Annotated in this window: 14 protein-coding genes and 1 pseudogene; 8 read left to right on the top strand and 7 right to left on the bottom strand. The window is 35.8% G+C overall.

The window, feature by feature from the left end; genetic code table 11:
* The coding region (locus tag GGG_RS0105960) for a diguanylate cyclase (RefSeq protein WP_010113059.1) at nucleotides 1–383 on the top strand (383 nt) is incomplete at its 5' end.
* A 201-nt stretch (nucleotides 384–584) separates the two neighbouring features.
* Here the strand turns inward: GGG_RS0105960 and GGG_RS0105965 are convergent.
* The gene (locus GGG_RS0105965) at nucleotides 585–767 is read right to left on the bottom strand and encodes a hypothetical protein (RefSeq protein ID WP_010113062.1); all 183 of its coding nucleotides are present in this window, start codon (nucleotides 765–767) and stop codon (nucleotides 585–587) included.
* A gap of 451 nt (nucleotides 768–1218) precedes the next feature.
* Between GGG_RS0105965 and GGG_RS0105970 the strand changes: the two genes are divergently transcribed.
* Nucleotides 1219–2130 (top strand): polyprenyl synthetase family protein, encoded by a 912-nt coding sequence (locus tag GGG_RS0105970; RefSeq protein WP_010113063.1) that lies wholly within the window; start codon nucleotides 1219–1221, stop codon nucleotides 2128–2130.
* 179 nt (nucleotides 2131–2309) lie between these two features.
* Here the strand turns inward: GGG_RS0105970 and GGG_RS0105975 are convergent, their stop codons facing one another.
* The 4 genes from GGG_RS0105975 to GGG_RS0105990 form a co-directional block, all read right to left on the bottom strand.
* A complete protein-coding gene (locus GGG_RS0105975) occupies nucleotides 2310–3164 on the bottom strand; it encodes an SPFH domain-containing protein (protein ID WP_010113064.1) in 855 nt (284 codons plus the stop codon).
* 20 nt (nucleotides 3165–3184) lie between these two features.
* Nucleotides 3185–3652 carry an NfeD family protein gene (locus GGG_RS0105980; RefSeq protein WP_010113065.1) on the bottom strand — a complete coding sequence of 156 codons (468 nt, stop codon included), beginning with the start codon at nucleotides 3650–3652 and terminating at the stop codon, nucleotides 3185–3187.
* A 112-nt stretch (nucleotides 3653–3764) separates the two neighbouring features.
* The gene (locus tag GGG_RS0105985) at nucleotides 3765–4682 is read right to left on the bottom strand and encodes a patatin-like phospholipase family protein (protein WP_010113066.1); all 918 of its coding nucleotides are present in this window, start codon (nucleotides 4680–4682) and stop codon (nucleotides 3765–3767) included.
* Between the two features lie 61 nt (nucleotides 4683–4743).
* Nucleotides 4744–5370 carry a lysophospholipid acyltransferase family protein gene (locus GGG_RS0105990; RefSeq protein ID WP_010113067.1) on the bottom strand — a complete coding sequence of 209 codons (627 nt, stop codon included), beginning with the start codon at nucleotides 5368–5370 and terminating at the stop codon, nucleotides 4744–4746.
* A 163-nt stretch (nucleotides 5371–5533) separates the two neighbouring features.
* On the opposite strand from GGG_RS0105990, the gene GGG_RS0105995 reads away from it, so the two are divergent.
* The 4 genes from GGG_RS0105995 to GGG_RS0106010 all read left to right on the top strand — a co-directional run bounded on the left by GGG_RS0105995 (nucleotide 5534) and on the right by GGG_RS0106010 (nucleotide 10959).
* A complete protein-coding gene (locus GGG_RS0105995) occupies nucleotides 5534–6823 on the top strand; it encodes an MFS transporter (protein ID WP_010113068.1) in 1290 nt (429 codons plus the stop codon).
* Nucleotides 6824–7253: 430 nt separating this feature from the next.
* Entirely contained in the window at nucleotides 7254–8915 is a 1662-nt protein-coding gene (locus tag GGG_RS0106000) for a phosphoethanolamine transferase (protein WP_010113069.1), read from the top strand.
* Between the two features lie 18 nt (nucleotides 8916–8933).
* Nucleotides 8934–9626, top strand: coding sequence for a DNA-binding response regulator PmrA (locus GGG_RS0106005; protein ID WP_010113070.1), 693 nt, complete (start codon nucleotides 8934–8936; stop codon nucleotides 9624–9626).
* A gap of 1 nt (nucleotide 9627) precedes the next feature.
* Complete coding sequence (locus GGG_RS0106010) at nucleotides 9628–10959, top strand: ATP-binding protein (RefSeq protein ID WP_010113072.1); 1332 nt, start codon at nucleotides 9628–9630, stop codon at nucleotides 10957–10959.
* A gap of 535 nt (nucleotides 10960–11494) precedes the next feature.
* Here the strand turns inward: GGG_RS0106010 and GGG_RS0106015 are convergent.
* Nucleotides 11495–12175 (bottom strand): phosphatase PAP2 family protein, encoded by a 681-nt coding sequence (locus GGG_RS0106015; protein ID WP_029574471.1) that lies wholly within the window; start codon nucleotides 12173–12175, stop codon nucleotides 11495–11497.
* Nucleotides 12176–12265: 90 nt separating this feature from the next.
* Here GGG_RS0106015 and GGG_RS0106020 point away from each other — a divergent pair, with 90 nt between their 5' ends.
* Entirely contained in the window at nucleotides 12266–12982 is a 717-nt protein-coding gene (locus GGG_RS0106020; RefSeq protein ID WP_010113075.1) for an HAD family hydrolase, read from the top strand.
* Between the two features lie 73 nt (nucleotides 12983–13055).
* Here the strand turns inward: GGG_RS0106020 and GGG_RS0106025 are convergent, their stop codons facing one another.
* The gene (locus tag GGG_RS0106025) at nucleotides 13056–14243 is read right to left on the bottom strand and encodes an ammonium transporter (RefSeq protein WP_010113076.1); all 1188 of its coding nucleotides are present in this window, start codon (nucleotides 14241–14243) and stop codon (nucleotides 13056–13058) included.
* A 598-nt stretch (nucleotides 14244–14841) separates the two neighbouring features.
* On the opposite strand from GGG_RS0106025, the pseudogene GGG_RS19525 reads away from it, so the two are divergent.
* A pseudogene (locus tag GGG_RS19525) lies at nucleotides 14842–15863 on the top strand (molecular chaperone DnaJ).
* The last annotated feature ends 47 nt before the right edge of the window (nucleotides 15864–15910 follow it).

Here is a 15910-nt window from a genome sequence, read left to right on the forward strand (position 1 = left end):
ATGATTTTAAGCGCTTCAATCAGTTGCATAGTTATACCAATGGCGATGAAGTCTTATCACAGTTGGGGGAAATTTTAAGTGAAACCATTGCGCATACGGAAGCGAAGATTTTCAGGCTCAATTCAGCAAGTTTTGTTGTTGTCATTACAGATTTAACTGATTGGGCAGTCATCACACTTGCAGAAAGGTTAAAATTTACGATTGCAGATCAGCAAATTATATTTGGCAAAGCCGATGAGTTTTTAACAGCATCTATAGGAATTTATCATTTAAATCAATCGGATAATGTTATTGGTTTAGATGTTGTACAAAGACTTGATGAGGCTGTACGACGTGCGAAAGTGCAGGGGAAAAATGAATTGTATGTGCTAAAAGATCAATAATTTGAGCATTCGTATTGTAAGACTGTATTTTGATTAGTTTTTAGTTTTTAGTTTTTAGTTTTTAGTTTTTAGTTTTTAGTTTTTAGTTTTTAGTTTTTAGTTTTAGCAATAGTTTTTTAAATAAGATAGAAAAATAAAAGAGGAAAAATAAAAGGGTTGAAGAAAAACCCACATAAAGTGAGTTCTTCGTTTAGGACTTAATTATTGAGTTGGAGATTCTTTTTGATCTGATTTTTTTTCATCAGGAGTCTCTACTTTCGGTGCATTTTCAGGCGCTGGTTGAGGTTTTTGATCGTTGCCACGAGGATGTTGAGTCGTTTCATTTGCTTTAATAGAGAATTTATTGAATGAACTTTTTCGTGGACTATTTGTATTAACTAACATAATTATTCTCAAATTTTACTGCCGAAGATTCGACCTCACAACCATGACATGTTCTGTGACTTACAATGAGACTGATTAGAGATGTTTTTGTAGAGATATGTAGGAATAAAATTTATATATCTTATTTATATTTCAAAGATTTTTTATGATTTCAGCCATGCTTTTGATTTGTCTAGCGATGTGGGAAGTCAACATAATTAAATTATATTTCATGGATACCGTACAGATACATTACTTTTTATTATCATAGCGAATGTAATATCAATATCTTGAATTGATCTATTCAGTTGTAACGGCCATAACGACAGTGCTTAAGTGATGCTATCGCTTTGGAATTAATGGGTGTGAATTATAATGACTCATAGTAGAATGTTCTCACTCATCAAATATACCAATTTATCTAGAATTTATTTTTATTGAATGCTAGAAATTCGTACAAATCGAGGCGGATGTGACTTCTATTCCAAATGTAAACGCAGATATTTTAAAACGTGCCCAACAGCAAATTCAGCAAGATTTACAAAGAGCTTTGGATGCATTTTCATTACCAGAACCTTTGAAATCTGCTGTGCATCATACGGTAATGCTCGGTGGTAAACGTGTTCGACCTGCTTTATGTTATGCCACTTCACATTTAAAACCAGATAATCCAAATTTTGCAGCAGTACGCCGTGCTGCCGTTGCCGTAGAGTTTATTCATTGTTATTCATTGGCTCATGATGACTTGCCTTGTATGGACAATGATTTATTACGTCGTGGACAACCTACATGTCATGTCGCTTACGGTGAAGATACGGCATTGCTTGCGGGTGATATTCTACAATCTATGGCTTTTGAAGTTTTAGGTAGTCGTTTATTTGATCAAGGACAATCTGTAGATCAAGGCATTGTTTTAAAACAAATGCAGATTTTGGCAACAGCAAGTTCAAAAATGGTATGTGGTCAGGTTTTAGATTTGCAAGCAGAAGGGAAACACGTAGATCAAGCGCATTTGGAAAATATCCACCGCAATAAAACTGGTGCACTTATTCAAGCGGCAATCATGTTGGCAGCAGTAACGATTTTTGCAGGAACTGATCAAGCGATTCCTCAGTTACGCCAATATGGGCAAGCGATTGGTTTAGCATTCCAAGTCCAAGATGATATTTTGGATGTCATTTCAGATACTGAATCATTAGGAAAAACTGCGGGTAAAGATGAGCAAGTGGATAAGTCTACTTATCCTGCCTTGATGGGGTTGGAGCAAGCGAAGCTCTATGCTCAGGAATTACATGATCAAGCTTTCAAAGCTTTAGAATATTTTGGTGGTCATGCTCAGGAATTAGATCAGATTTCGAGATTCTTATTGGCACGACAAAGTTGATTTGAGGCTATTGATCATTTATTCATGTTTTGAGGAATATGTGTCGAATGCGCAATTTTAGTTATCAATTCATTGATAATATGAATAAAATTTCTGTAGATATTCACATCACAAAAGAATTTAAGCCAAAAAATAGGCAACCTTAGCGTTGCCTATTTTTTTGATAATCAATAACAACTTTAGTTATTTCTACCCATCACACCACGAATCGTATTCATGATGTCTGCTGGAAGAACCACAGTTTTCGCATTATTCGATTTAGACATGTCTTGCATGGCTTTAACATATTGTTCGCCAAGCAAGTACGCAACAGGAATCTCTTTATCACCAACAGCGCTGGTCACCATTTCGATGGCTTTTTGTGATGCTTCTGCAAGAACAACTTGCGCTTCTGCATCACGACGTGAAGCTTCTAAACGACCATCTGCTTCTAAAATAGCCGCTTGTTTTTCACCATCCGCTCGAGTAACGGTTGCTCGGCGTTGACGTTCAGCAGCAGCCTGAGCTTCCATTGCTGCCTGCATCGTATTAGACGGCTGAATATCTTGAATTTCAACAGTTTTAAGCGTAATTCCCCAATCAGAAATATCATCGGAAATTGCAGCTTTTAACTTTGCTTTAATATGATCACGAGAAGACAAAGCATCATCTAAATCCATTTCACCAACGATCGAACGTAGTGAAGTTTGAACAAGATTTTGAATCGCCCACGTATAGTTTTCAATCCCATAAACCGCTTTTTCAGGGGTCGTTAAATTGATGTAGGCAACAGCATTGATGACCAATACTGCATTATCACGGGTAATCACTTCTTGTGATGGAATATCCAGTACGATGTCTTTGGTTGTGACTTTATATGCAACTTCGTCTACATAAGGAATAACAAAGTTTAGCCCTGGATTGAGTGTGGTATGGTATTTACCTAAACGTTGTACAATCCATTTATATCCTTGCGGAACAATTCGAACACCTTTAAAGATGGTGATCGCAACAAATGCAAAAATTGCTAAAACAATAATAGAACCAAATCCCATTTATTTTTCCTCTTTGTTATTTATGAAGATATTGATGAATAAGGCTGCACCACCAGATCATTGCCCAAAATATCAGTGACTTTTACTCTGTCACCCACTTGAACTGGGGATAATGTACGGCAGTTCCATTCATCGGAACCCAAAACAGGCATGGGGAAACGGACACGGATCTGATCATGTGCCAGTCCAATTTGGATGACCATACCAGTTTGTCCGATCGTTGCCTCACGGGGCATACCTGCTTTGGTTTTATCAATAGACAATGGTTTGATAAATTTAAACCAAGCGACAGTACAAATGATCGAAAGAATGATCCAACTGATGATTTGCACGGTAAAACTCATGCTTGGAAAAAGCCACAATAAAAGACTAACGACAACAGCGGCTATGCCAAACCATAACGCAGCAAATGCAGGTAAAATTAATTCAGATAAGATCAGCAAAATGCCTAAGACAAACCAATGCCACGGTTCAAAAATAAAGTTCATACATCTACTCTAGTGATTATTCATTGATATAGATGACGCATCATCTATATCAATGTAGCAGATCATTTGAATACTGCATATAAAAACTTGATTATTCTTGTTTTAGCCTTGTTTAGAATTTAGCATGAGGTGCGGGTTTCAACGCAGCAGGGGATTTTTTAAAGTTATTAATCGCTGCTTGAATTGAAGTAATTTTCAATTGTGCAGCTTTTTCACCTTCTAAAATGGCTTGATTGCTAGATTTCAAATCCAAAGTACCTAAATGACCAACTTTGGGTTGAATCACCACATTCGCCTGACTCAATTCCTGATTGATACTTTGTTGTCCCATGATGTTAATGGTTTGATCTAATAATCCCCACATATTCATCGGTTGGCTGCCCGTTGGACATGCGGAAATATCTACAGCAATCACGATATCTGCACCCATGTCACGGGCTGTTTGTACAGGAATCGGACTGACTAAACCGCCATCTACATATTTGGTTTTGCCAATGGTTGCAGGTACAAATACATTGGGAATACTGCAAGATGCACGAACGGCTTGACCTGCATTACCTTTAATAAATTCAGCTTTTTGACCATTATCCAAGCGAGTTGCAACAGCAGCAAAGCGAACAGGGAATTGTTCGATTGGTTTATTGGCAACATTGCGATTGATATAGTCTTGTAGTTTTTGACCTAAAACAATGCCTTGGCTGTTTAAGGTTAAATCACGCAGATCAGATTCTTTTAGCTGTTGAGCAATCTGTTGCATTTGATAAGGTGACTTTCCGCTTGCATAGATACTGCCAACAAAACTACCCGCACTGGTTCCTGTGACAATTTTAGGTTTAATGCCGTGAGATTCTAAAACTTTCAGCACACCAATATGAGCAAAGCCTTTCGCACCGCCACCACCGAGTGCAATTGCAATCACAGGTTCGCGAGCCTTTATCGACGTGGTTTGAGTTGGAGTTTTAGTGGCCTTATCACAACCAACTAGGGCTAGACCCATTAAGCCTATAAAACCAAGTTGTTTAAAACGCATACGGTATTACTTTTGATCAGATAAAATATGCGCACATCTGAACAGATTGCATGATTTTTTTCTAGCCATTTTTCAAAAGTTTTTGTAAAGGTTTAGATAACCAACTTGGCTTTTTAGGTGAAAAGTTGCCTTTAAAACGATTCAAAATATCCTCTAAGTCTTGGTCATAATTACCCGTAGCTTGTAAAGTGCCTAGACAGTGAATGGTTTTATGATCGTAGTCGAAAGAAAAAATAGCGATTGGAATATTGGCGCCCATTGCAATATGGTAAAAACCACTTTTAATTTTCTCTGCTTTTTTTCGTGTACCTTCAGGTGCGATTGCGATCCAAATTTTTTCTTGTTGATTGATAATGTCGACAATCTCTTGCGTTAAGCCATGCGCAGAATCACGATTGACAGGAATCACGCCCATCCATTCAAAAAGCCCTTTTAACGGTGTTTTGAATAAACTGTCTTTACCAAAAATGGTAATTTTTAAGCCGATGCCTAACATGGCCAGAAAAGCATACAATCCATCAAAATTTGACGTATGTGGTGCAATAAATACAACAGCTTTAGGTAAATTCGGAAATTCACCCACAAATTTCCATCCTTGAGCTAAGTAAAGGTTTTTAAAAAGATTTCGACTGGTTTGACTTCCACGCTGTGGAACTTGCTCAGGGAGCACTGGAAATTTTTGTGACATATTTTTAGAATGACTACTTTTAGTGGTATTTAATGATCAGTTTTTGTTTTTGCCAATGTTCAGATGATTTGCAAAATATGAATATTACAAAGAATAGCAACTAAAGCAAACAATTAAAGCAATATAATTGCCTAGCCCTCATATGGATTTTGGACAAAACCGAATGCCTAAAATGTATCTGTTATTATTTTCATTGTATTGGGCGCAAGGTTTACCTGTTGGCTTTATGACACATGCCTTACCTGTGATTTTACGTTCACAAGGGGTTTCTTTGGCACATATTGGTGGCTTTGGTTTATTGATGGCACCTTGGGCGATGAAAGTACTTTGGGCGCCTTTTGTGGATAAATTTGGACATTCACATTGGGGGCACTATCGAAGTTGGATTTTACCTACCCAGTTTTTGACGATTTTCATCCTGATTATTTTGTCTTTTTTACCGATTCAGTCATTGAATCAGCCTATTTATTTACTGTGTTTTTTCATCGCTTTATTGTGCATGAATAGTGTTGGTGCGACCCAAGATATTGCTACAGACGGTTTAGCGGTAACCATCCTCAAAGCAGATCAACAACATCTTGGAAATATGTTTCAAGTGATTGGTTCACGTTTGGGTTTTATTGTCGGTGGTGGTGCAATTTTATGGGCAATGGATTGGTTAGATTGGCAAAATACCTTTTTGATTTTGGCTGCAATTGTGGCTTTAAATACTATTCCTATTTGGCGTTATAAAGAATCGACATATCAAAATAGGGAAATAGGTCAAGATAAAGAAAAAGGTGTAAAGGATACAGTAATTGATCACACACAAAGTATTGCTCAGACTGAGTTAAGCATTGTCGAAAAATTTAAGTCTTACTTAAATTATTTTTTTGAAAATAAACAAATGCGTACATGGTTTTGGGTTTTGTGTAGCATTAAAATTACTGATGGTTTAACTGGCCCAATCACTAAACCATTATTGGTTGATTTAGGTTTAACGCTTTCTCAGATTGGTGTTTATATCACCATGTTAGGAGCGGTTGCTGCGTTGTGTGGCGCAGGTTTAGCAGGGTTTTTACTTAAAATAATAAAGCGCAATCGGGCATTATTACTATTCGCTATTTTGAAATTGATCAGTTTGGCAGGTTTTGTTTGGTTAGCAGCGATGCATGAGCAAAGCTTGCAGGTTCCAGCTACGTTGATCTATTTAATCAATGCCTTAGAAGATATGACCGCAGCAATGTTGTTGGTGATTATTTTAACTTTAGTGATGCAATACAGTCGTAGCAAACATGCTGGAACAGATTTCACTTTTCAAGTCTCCATCATGGCATGTGTGAGTGGCGTTTTGTATACCATCAGTGGTGTTATTGGTGATTATTTAGGTTATTTAAACTTTCTCTGTTACATTGTAATTATAGGTGTAATTTGTTTGATTCCTATTTACCGTTGGATGATTAATTTTAAATGATAATTATAATCAATATATTATGTAATTAAACTCAATCAATATGTTTTGTAAAAGATTTATTATATGTATGAACTTGAATTTAATCTGAGTAAAGTTTTGATGCATAGTTTAAAATTTATTTGATTTATATCGGTTTTTTAAGGTATAAAGCACTTTTCTTATTGATTATTATGATTTTTTACTAACCGTAGATCGTTAAATCACTGGAAATAATAAAAGAATTTTTAAGAACTTGATATATTTAAAAGATTAATTTTCTATATGCGAATATGAATGCTTTATATATTCGTATGATGAGAATTCTGACCATGTTTTTGGTGTTGGAATAATAGAATCAGGATAATATTTTAAGTTTGAGAATTATATTTTAAGTTGAATTTAAGTTTCATTTTTTAAATTGAAACGGTCTTAGAGAGTTCCTGCCAAAGTGATGTCTAATTTAATACAACGAATAAAACGCCGTGAAATTTCGATTTCTCTTACTACTTTTAATTTAATTTTAGCAGTATGGTTAGGTGTGTGTCTAAATTTTGGATTTTTAAATAAAATTCAGTCGTTTACGCCATATCAAGGGATTAAAGCACAACTGTTTATTTTTGCGACAGCTTTTGTTCTTATCGCTTTATATAATCTATTGTTGAGCATTTTAGACTGGAAATGGACAGCAAAGTTTTTTGCAATCGTTTTGGTTTTCATTGGTGGTTTTAGTTCGTATTTTGTGAACTCATTGGGTGCTGTGATTTCACCTGACCAAATTCAAAATATTGCGCAAACAGATACAGCCGAAGCATTTGATTTATTATCGATACAGTATTTTGTGTGGACAGCATTTTTTGTTGTACTTCCTATCATTCTCATACTTTGGATTAGAATTAAACCTGAGAAAATCGGTAAAATGCTGATGTTTAAAGGGCTGAATATTGCGGGCTCTTTTGCTGTTATTGCGAGTTTATTATTTGTATTTTATGTGGATTATGCAGCAATCTTTCGTGAACATCGTGATTTAAAAGGGATGATTTCTCCACAGAATACCATTGCCTCAACGATTTCTTATTTTCATAAAAAAGCACCAAAAGAAAATTTACCTTTAATACGCTATGGTGAAGATGCGCATTTGGTTGAAGATGTAGCGTTGAAGCATTTACCGAAACTTATGGTTCTGGTCGTGGGTGAAACAGCACGTGCTGAAAGCTTCTCTCTAAATGGCTATGCGAAAAATACCAATCCAGAGTTGTCTAAACAAGCCAATCTTATTAATTTCTCTCAAGTAAGTTCGTGTGGTACAGCAACAGCGGTCTCTGTTCCATGTATGTTCTCAGGTATGCCACGTGTGGCTTATGACGAAGGTTTAGCAAGTCATCGTGAGGGCTTACTCGATATTGCACAACGTGCAGGTTATAAAGTGACTTGGATTGATAATAATTCAGGTTGTAAAGGTGCGTGTGACCGTGTTGAAAAGTTCGTTATTCCTGAAGAGTTAAAGCAAAAATGGTGTAAGGATGGTGAGTGTGAAGACGGCATTCTTATCGATAGCTTACAGCAGTATATTGCTCAAATTCCTAAAGATGATAAAACACCGCGTTTAATCGTTTTGCATCAAATGGGTAGCCACGGTCCTGCATATTACAAACGTGCTCCAGCAGAATTCCAAAAGTTCAAACCGATTTGTGCAAGCAATGCGATTCAAGGTTGTTCACGTGAAGAATTAATCAATACTTATGATAATACAATTCTGTATACCGATCATATTTTGAATCAAGTGATTGAGACGCTTAAACAGCAACAAAATTACCGTACAGCGTTTTGGTATTTATCAGATCATGGTGAATCTACAGGTGAACATGGTATGTATTTACATGGTGCGCCATATAGCCTTGCACCAAGTCAGCAAACCCATGTTCCAATGGTGATGTGGTTCTCTGATGCATGGAAATCAATTGCAGCGAAACAAGTGAATTGTTTAACTCAACAAAAAGGTGCAACATTAAGCCAAGATAATTTATTCCCAAGTTTGTTGAGTTTACTAAATGTAAAAACTCAAGTGATTGATCCAAAAAATGATATGTTGCACCAATGTGTTGTCCGTAGCTGATTTAAAGGATATTAACCTGTGATTAAAATCTTGATGATTGAAGATGATTTTATGATTGCTGAATCATCGCAAACGCTGCTGAAGTTTCATGGTTATGACGTTGAGTGGGTGAACAATGGTTTAGATGGATTAAAACTGCTCAGCCAACAACAGTTTGATTTGGTTTTATTGGATCTCGGTCTACCGATGATGGATGGGATGCAAGTTTTAAAGCAAATCCGTCAACGTTCGAGTTTGCCTGTGCTGATCGTTTCAGCACGTGATCAGTTGCAAAATCGTGTTGAGGGCTTAAACCAAGGTGCAGATGATTATTTAATTAAACCGTATGAGTTTGAGGAATTGGTTGCACGTATTCAGGCTTTGCTAAGACGTAGTGGCAGTTTAAATTCGCAAATCATTACTCAAGAATCTACGATTTTAAAAAATGGTGAAGTGACTTTAGATGTAGAGCAGCATATCGCTACTTTAAAAGGCGCAACTGTAGATTTATCCAATCGTGAATGGGCAATTTTGATTCCTTTAATGACACATCCTAACAAAATCTTTTCTAAATCGAATTTAGAAGACAAGTTGTATGCTTTTGATAGTGAAATTAATAGTAATACCATTGAAGTCTATGTTCATCATATTCGTTCAAAATTGGGTAAAGATATTATCCGTACGATACGTGGGTTAGGTTATCGCTTAGGGCAAGCACAGAAAGCAGAATGATATGGCAACGCAATATTCATTAAAAAAGCGTTTAATCCGTTATACCTCAATTTTCAGTATTTTATTAGGCTGCGTATTGGTGTTTTCTGCATATAAAATTTCATTGGAAGAGATTGATGAAATTTTAGATGCGCAAATGGTGTATTTGGCTGAGCGTGTTGCCTTAAACCCAAGACCTATTCAAAGCGAATTTGATATACATAAGCGTTATCATGAAGAAGATTTATTCATTGATATTTGGTCTTATGCAAACCAAAGCCACAAAACGCATCCACATCATTTTTTAGTCGAGCCTAAAGAAAAAGCAGGTTTTTACCGCCAAAACTCTCCAGCGGGGATATGGATTACCTATGTTGTTCCGACAAAGAATTTTCAAATCCAAATTAGTCAACAAGAAAAGGTTAGACAGCATCTAGCTCTTGAGCTTGCTGCCAGCATGTTTGTTCCTTATTTGTTGATTATTCCTTTTGCTTTGTTTGGACTGATTTATATTATTGGAAGAAGCTTAAAACCACTGGATGATTTTAAATCTGAGTTAGCGAAACGTGATCCAGATTCATTGAAAGCGATTCAGAATGGACATTACCCAGAAGAGCTTATTCCTACGATTCATGAAATGAATCATTTATTTGAACGAATTTCTGTCGCACAGCAAGAACAACGTCAGTTTGTGGCTGATGCTGCACATGAGTTGCGAACACCCATTACTGCTTTGAATTTACAGACTAAAATTCTAATGAGTCAATTTCCTGAAGAGGAAAATTTACAAAATCTAAGTAAAGGTTTGGCTCGAATGCAGCATTTAGTCACGCAACTTTTAGCATTGGCAAAACAAGATTCAACCTTAAAGCATGAGATTCAAGTGACACAATTCAAACTGAATGATGTTGCTTTAAATTGTGTTGAACAGCTTGTGAATTTGGCAATGGAAAAGGAGATTGATTTAGGCTTTATTCGTAATGATGATGTTATTTTAAAAAGTGTAGAGCATAGTCTTCATTCAATTATTTTTAATTTAATTGATAATGCAATTAAATACACTCCAGTTTCAGGCATCATCAATATTTCAGTTTTCTCTGATATTCATGATTTTGCTTATGTTTTAATTGAAGATAGTGGATTGGGGATTGACCCTGAAATGTACGATAAAGTGCTAAAACGTTTTTATCGCGTACATCATCATTTAGAAGTCGGAAGTGGTTTGGGACTTTCTATTGTCGATAAAGCCATTCAACATTTGGGTGGTGAATTAACACTGTCACGGAGTGAAGAATTAGGTGGCTTGAGCGTATTGGTTAAAATACCAATGCAATTGACGACGAAATCTGAGTAAGGCTCAGATTTCGTGAGATACTTAGCAAAGAATCATAAAATATTTTCTTCAATATTAAATTAACGTCAGTTCGGGATAGATTTTGATGTAAGTTATTGAAAAGATAGATCAGGCACAGCGGAGTCTTACCGTTTAAAAGTCAAATGCAAGGATTAACCCACTTCGTCTTGCACTTCACTTGAAATATATTTCAATCTCGTTCAGGTTCGACCTGAGAGGTACTACCTCGCAAGGCTTTCGGGATGAGTGGCACTGCCACGCAAGGGCAAAACCATTTGTCAGTCGCCAACTCGATAGATACCATCAAGTACCTAATATATCGCAAAAACAATATATTACAGATCTTGCGGAATATATTCCTCATGCCTCAAACAATGCGACTGACATTTCCGCGTATCATATAGCTGGAAACATATCTTATCCCGAACTCAGGTTAAATTAAAACCTGAACATGTGTAGTATCAGTTTAAGTTTTTAATCATCGTATTCTTCTTAAAATAAAAATATATAAATCGAAAATCAACAGCTAAATAAGCTATAGGTTAGTGATCAACTTTTTATAGAAGATTCGGTAAAGAACGAGGTTAAAAGCAAAAATAACCCAGCCTGTCCATAAGTTATGACTTAAAAAATGTGCACCACGCATCATTTGTCCCCAACCCATGATAAAACCAAGAACAAGTCCAAGGCATAAAAATAGATAAGCAATTTTAGGATGAGATTTTCTAAAAACAAAAAATCCTGAAATGAGTGAAAAGCCTGTACTGGCATGACCACCAGGGAAGCAGTGTCCTTTGGTTGCAGAAAAATCCCAGACGTAGCCGAAAGCAGTTTGTTCAGTCATCGACCAAGGGCATGCATGAGCAGAATGTGCTTTAAGTAAACCAACGACAGCTGTTGATAAAATACTGACCCAAAATAAATAACCGAGTTGCCAACGGTAAACTTTTAACTTTGCAGATTTAAAAGAGGCAATCCAAGCGATGAGTACACAAACATAAAAACCAATGATGATATGTTTTACGACTTTATGGTTAATTTCAACCAGATACCAATTATTTTTAAGTGGAAAATGTCCAGTAGAATCCATCCAAGGTTGGATGAAATGCATATCAATTGCACCACCGACAGGGAAAACAAACCACAAGACTACAAACAAAACACCTAACAATAAACTATTTCCTAAGAAGAATTTGTTTGATTCGGAATTTTGCATGGTCAATCATAATCTATTAATATTTCTACTATTATAATAATAGAAACTTAACTTACACTTAATTATTTATTCAGACTGGAATTGTCTGCTATGACTAAACAGCTTAATACGATTATTTTTGATTTAGACAATACATTGACGCACCGAAGTCAAACAGTTGAAAAATATAGCGAATATTTACTTAAGTCTTTTAAATTAGAAGATAATTTAGAAAATGTACTGAAAATACAATCTATTATTCACAGAATTGACAATGGAGGCTATCCTCAAAAAGAACGATTAACACATTCGAGTATTGCAGCTAGTGTTGCAAATGCATTGATTGAATCACTAGATTGGCAAGTCACGCCGACTATTGAGTATCTTACTGATTTTTGGTTTGATCATTTTCCGAAACTTGCTGTTGAAATGCCTCAAGCTAGAGTCGTCTTAGAAAGTTTAAAAGCGAAAGGCTATGTTCTTGCTGTGATTTCAAATGGAATGCATTTATCAAGATTAAAAACAATTCAGAGTTTAGATTTTGAACAATATTTTGATGAAATCATCAGTTCTGAAAAAGTAGGTTTTAAAAAACCTGAGGCTGAAATTTTTCAGAAAACTTGCGAACTACTCAATGTATCGGCACAGCAATGTTTGTTTATTGGAGATCATCCAATCAATGATTATTTAGGTGCTACACATGCAGGGATGAGCGCTTTATTATTAAAAGGTTTTCATGATGTATTTGATGAAAATATTCAAACTATAGATAACTTGGAAGAAATTTTATCTTATTTGGGAATTACACATTTCGGGACTACACAATGATCGGAATCTAATGTTTAAAATGATCATAAAAAAAGCGGCTATTTGAAGCCGCTATAAACTGAAATAATGAAAATTAAAACATTGCATCTTCTGAGTTGGCAGAGATTTTGTGAATCGATAAGTCTGCACCACGGAATTCTTCTTCTTGAGTTAAACGAATACCCATGGTCATTTTGAGCACACCATAAACAACCAAACCACCAAGCATTGCAATGGCAATCGCAAGTAAAGTACCAATCAATTGCGACATCATCGATACGCCACCTAAACCACCTAACCATTGTTGACCAAAAAGCCCAACGGCAATTCCACCAAAAGCACCACAAACACCATGTAATGGCCAAACACCTAAAACATCATCCACTTTTAATTTGTTTTGTGTATAGGTAAATAATTTTACAAAGAAAAAGCCTGCACAAATTCCGATGAATAAAGCACCAATTGGGTGAACAATATCTGAACCTGCACAGATGGCAACTAAGCCTGCTAATGGTCCATTGTGTAAGAAACCTGGATCTTCTTTACCAAAAAAGTTTGCAGAGAGTGTCCCGCCAACCATTGCCATTAATGAGTTGATTGCCACAAGCCCTGAAATTGCATCTAAACGTTGTGCACTCATCACGTTAAAGCCGAACCAGCCGACAATTAAAATCCATGAACCAAGTGCTAAAAAGGGGATTGAAGAAGGTGGATGTGCGCTCACACGACCATCTTTTTTATAGCGTCCGTAACGTGCGCCTAAGAGCAATACTGCAACCAATGCGATCCATCCGCCCATGGCATGAACTACGACAGAACCTGCAAAGTCATGGAAACTTGCACCAAAAGTATTTTCTAACCACTTCTGTAAGCCATAATTTCCATTCCAAACTATCCCTTCAAAGAATGGATAAACCAAAGCAACTAAAAATAATGTTGCAATCGCCTGAGAACGCATCTTCGCTCTTTCAGCAATCCCTCCCGAAATGATTGCAGGAATAGCCGCAGCAAAAGTAAGCAAGAAGAAGCAACGCATGAGGTTATAGCCGTGCTCTGCGGACAAGTCGGCACCTGAGTGGAAAAAATGCTGTCCATAAGCAATGTAATAACCCACAAAAAAGTAAGCAATTGCAGAAATTGAAAAATCGGTGATGATTTTACTCAATGCATTGACTTGGTTTTTATGACGAACTGTGCCTAATTCTAAAAAGGCAAAACCTGCATGCATTGCTAATACAAGCACTGCACCCAGTAGTAGAAAGAGAAGATCTGTATTTTGCATAATCTGGTTCTATTTTGGTGCTATTAATCTCAATTTAGCCAGTATAGCGATACAATTGCGCAGTAAAAGAGTTTAAGCGTTTGGAAAAATTGATTAAACAATTCAAAACATTAGCAAGACTCGATATAAAGCAATTCAATGCACTAATATGGAATTTATGCACCTTAGTGATGCATTGCAATTTTATTGTATTTTTATAACTAATTGAAATTTATTATTAAAATAATTCTTGAAAAATGACGGTTTATCTCATTCATGTATGTCTTAAATATAAACTACAGAATAAGATTGAAAATAATTTTGTAATTCCGATGAAGATTCATCTAATTTTGTTAGATAAACTATCCATTAAAAGGCATTTTTAATTATAAATGATCAATAAAGTCGCATTTTGGGTGGTTTTGATGTGTAAAACTTCAAAATAATGCATGATGAACTAACTTATTATAAGAATAGTATGATGTAGAAAAATAACACACTCAAACTTACTCGGGTTTGTTTATGAATACATTTTAGATTCAAATCGTTGCTTATCTCCACTTGGTTTCATCGTATTAGTGATATTGTTATAGCACTTCTTCTATATTTTTAATTGGCTATGTCTTTTGATTTAAAAATCAGTTTTCAGCAAGCGACGATACTTAGACCACAACAGAAAAAATTAAAGCGTTTGATTGATAAAATTGAACAGCAAAAGTACGATCTTAGGACTTGGGAAAATGCTCAAGCAGATATTCAGAGTTATACTCGAAGCAAACTTTTACCGATTTATGGTGAGTTATATACGGTTTTATTTGAGCAGCTTAATACACTGTGGAATCATTTAGCCAGTGATGTATTTTCCAAAGCAGATTTAACTCAGATCGACAGTAAAATAGCAGCTTTAGTCAAAATGTTGAAAAAATCACAGATGTTGAGTACGCAGCAAAAAGAGCAAGTTGATAAAATAGATACCTTTTATCAGCAACATTCAGCGCATTTAAAAGCTAAAAAACCAAAACAACGTTAAGACAACAAGTAGATTTGTCTGAAACAATAGAACAAGAAATAGAGATGGATTGGGAGAATTATGAATATGATTCAGCTCAATATGAAGCGGAAAGAGAATGTGCAAAGCAGTTGAAACTACAAGAAAAACGTGAGCAAGCCACTAAAATGGCAGAGCAGTCGCTTAAAACGGTGTATTTAAAAATTACTGCGATGATTCACCCAGACCGTGAACCTGATGAAGTTAAAAAGTTAGAAAAAACTGAATTATTGCAAACGGTGAATGCGGCTTATACAGCGCAGGATTTATTTTATTTGCTCAAATTACAATTAGATTTAGAACAGCGCAAAGAGCAGACAGCTAAGGATTTAACTGCGGAACAAGTGAAGTTTTATAAAATCGCTTTGGAGGCACAAAGTCAGAAGCTTGAAGGTCAAATGATTGAAATTTTAGATTCTTTCCATTTAGGCAATAAAGTGAATTTGGAAAATGTACATATTGGTGATGTATATAAAGCCATAGATATTGATTGTGCTGAATTAAAACAGCAGTTAAAAGCTGAGAAAGAACGATTGAAGTATATGGAGCGAGTGAAAGGGTTAGAGATGTTATTGGAGCATGGGGTACTTTGATTTTCCCTCACCCCAACCCTCACTTGCGCTTCGCTTTAAAGCAGTGC

Source organism: Acinetobacter sp. P8-3-8, from assembly GCF_000214135.1.
Taxonomy (GTDB): Bacteria; Pseudomonadota; Gammaproteobacteria; order Pseudomonadales; family Moraxellaceae; genus Acinetobacter.

Bases quoted from the DNA above. Each gene is read 5' to 3' on its own strand.
- GGG_RS0105965 (WP_010113062.1), bottom strand. From the start codon at position 767: ATGTTAGTTAATACAAATAGTCCACGAAAAAGTTCATTCAATAAATTC.
- GGG_RS0105975 (WP_010113064.1), bottom strand. From the start codon at position 3,164: ATGGGATTTGGTTCTATTATTGTTTTAGCAATTTTTGCATTTGTTGCG.
- GGG_RS0105980 (WP_010113065.1), bottom strand. From the start codon at position 3,652: ATGAACTTTATTTTTGAACCGTGGCATTGGTTTGTCTTAGGCATTTTG.
- GGG_RS0105985 (WP_010113066.1), bottom strand. From the start codon at position 4,682: ATGCGTTTTAAACAACTTGGTTTTATAGGCTTAATGGGTCTAGCCCTA.
- GGG_RS0105990 (WP_010113067.1), bottom strand. From the start codon at position 5,370: ATGTCACAAAAATTTCCAGTGCTCCCTGAGCAAGTTCCACAGCGTGGA.
- GGG_RS0105995 (WP_010113068.1), top strand. From the start codon at position 5,534: ATGCCTAAAATGTATCTGTTATTATTTTCATTGTATTGGGCGCAAGGT.
- GGG_RS0106000 (WP_010113069.1), top strand. From the start codon at position 7,254: ATGTCTAATTTAATACAACGAATAAAACGCCGTGAAATTTCGATTTCT.
- GGG_RS0106010 (WP_010113072.1), top strand. From the start codon at position 9,628: ATGGCAACGCAATATTCATTAAAAAAGCGTTTAATCCGTTATACCTCA.
- GGG_RS0106015 (WP_029574471.1), bottom strand. From the start codon at position 12,175: ATGCAAAATTCCGAATCAAACAAATTCTTCTTAGGAAATAGTTTATTG.
- GGG_RS0106020 (WP_010113075.1), top strand. From the start codon at position 12,266: ATGACTAAACAGCTTAATACGATTATTTTTGATTTAGACAATACATTG.
- GGG_RS0106025 (WP_010113076.1), bottom strand. From the start codon at position 14,243: ATGCAAAATACAGATCTTCTCTTTCTACTACTGGGTGCAGTGCTTGTA.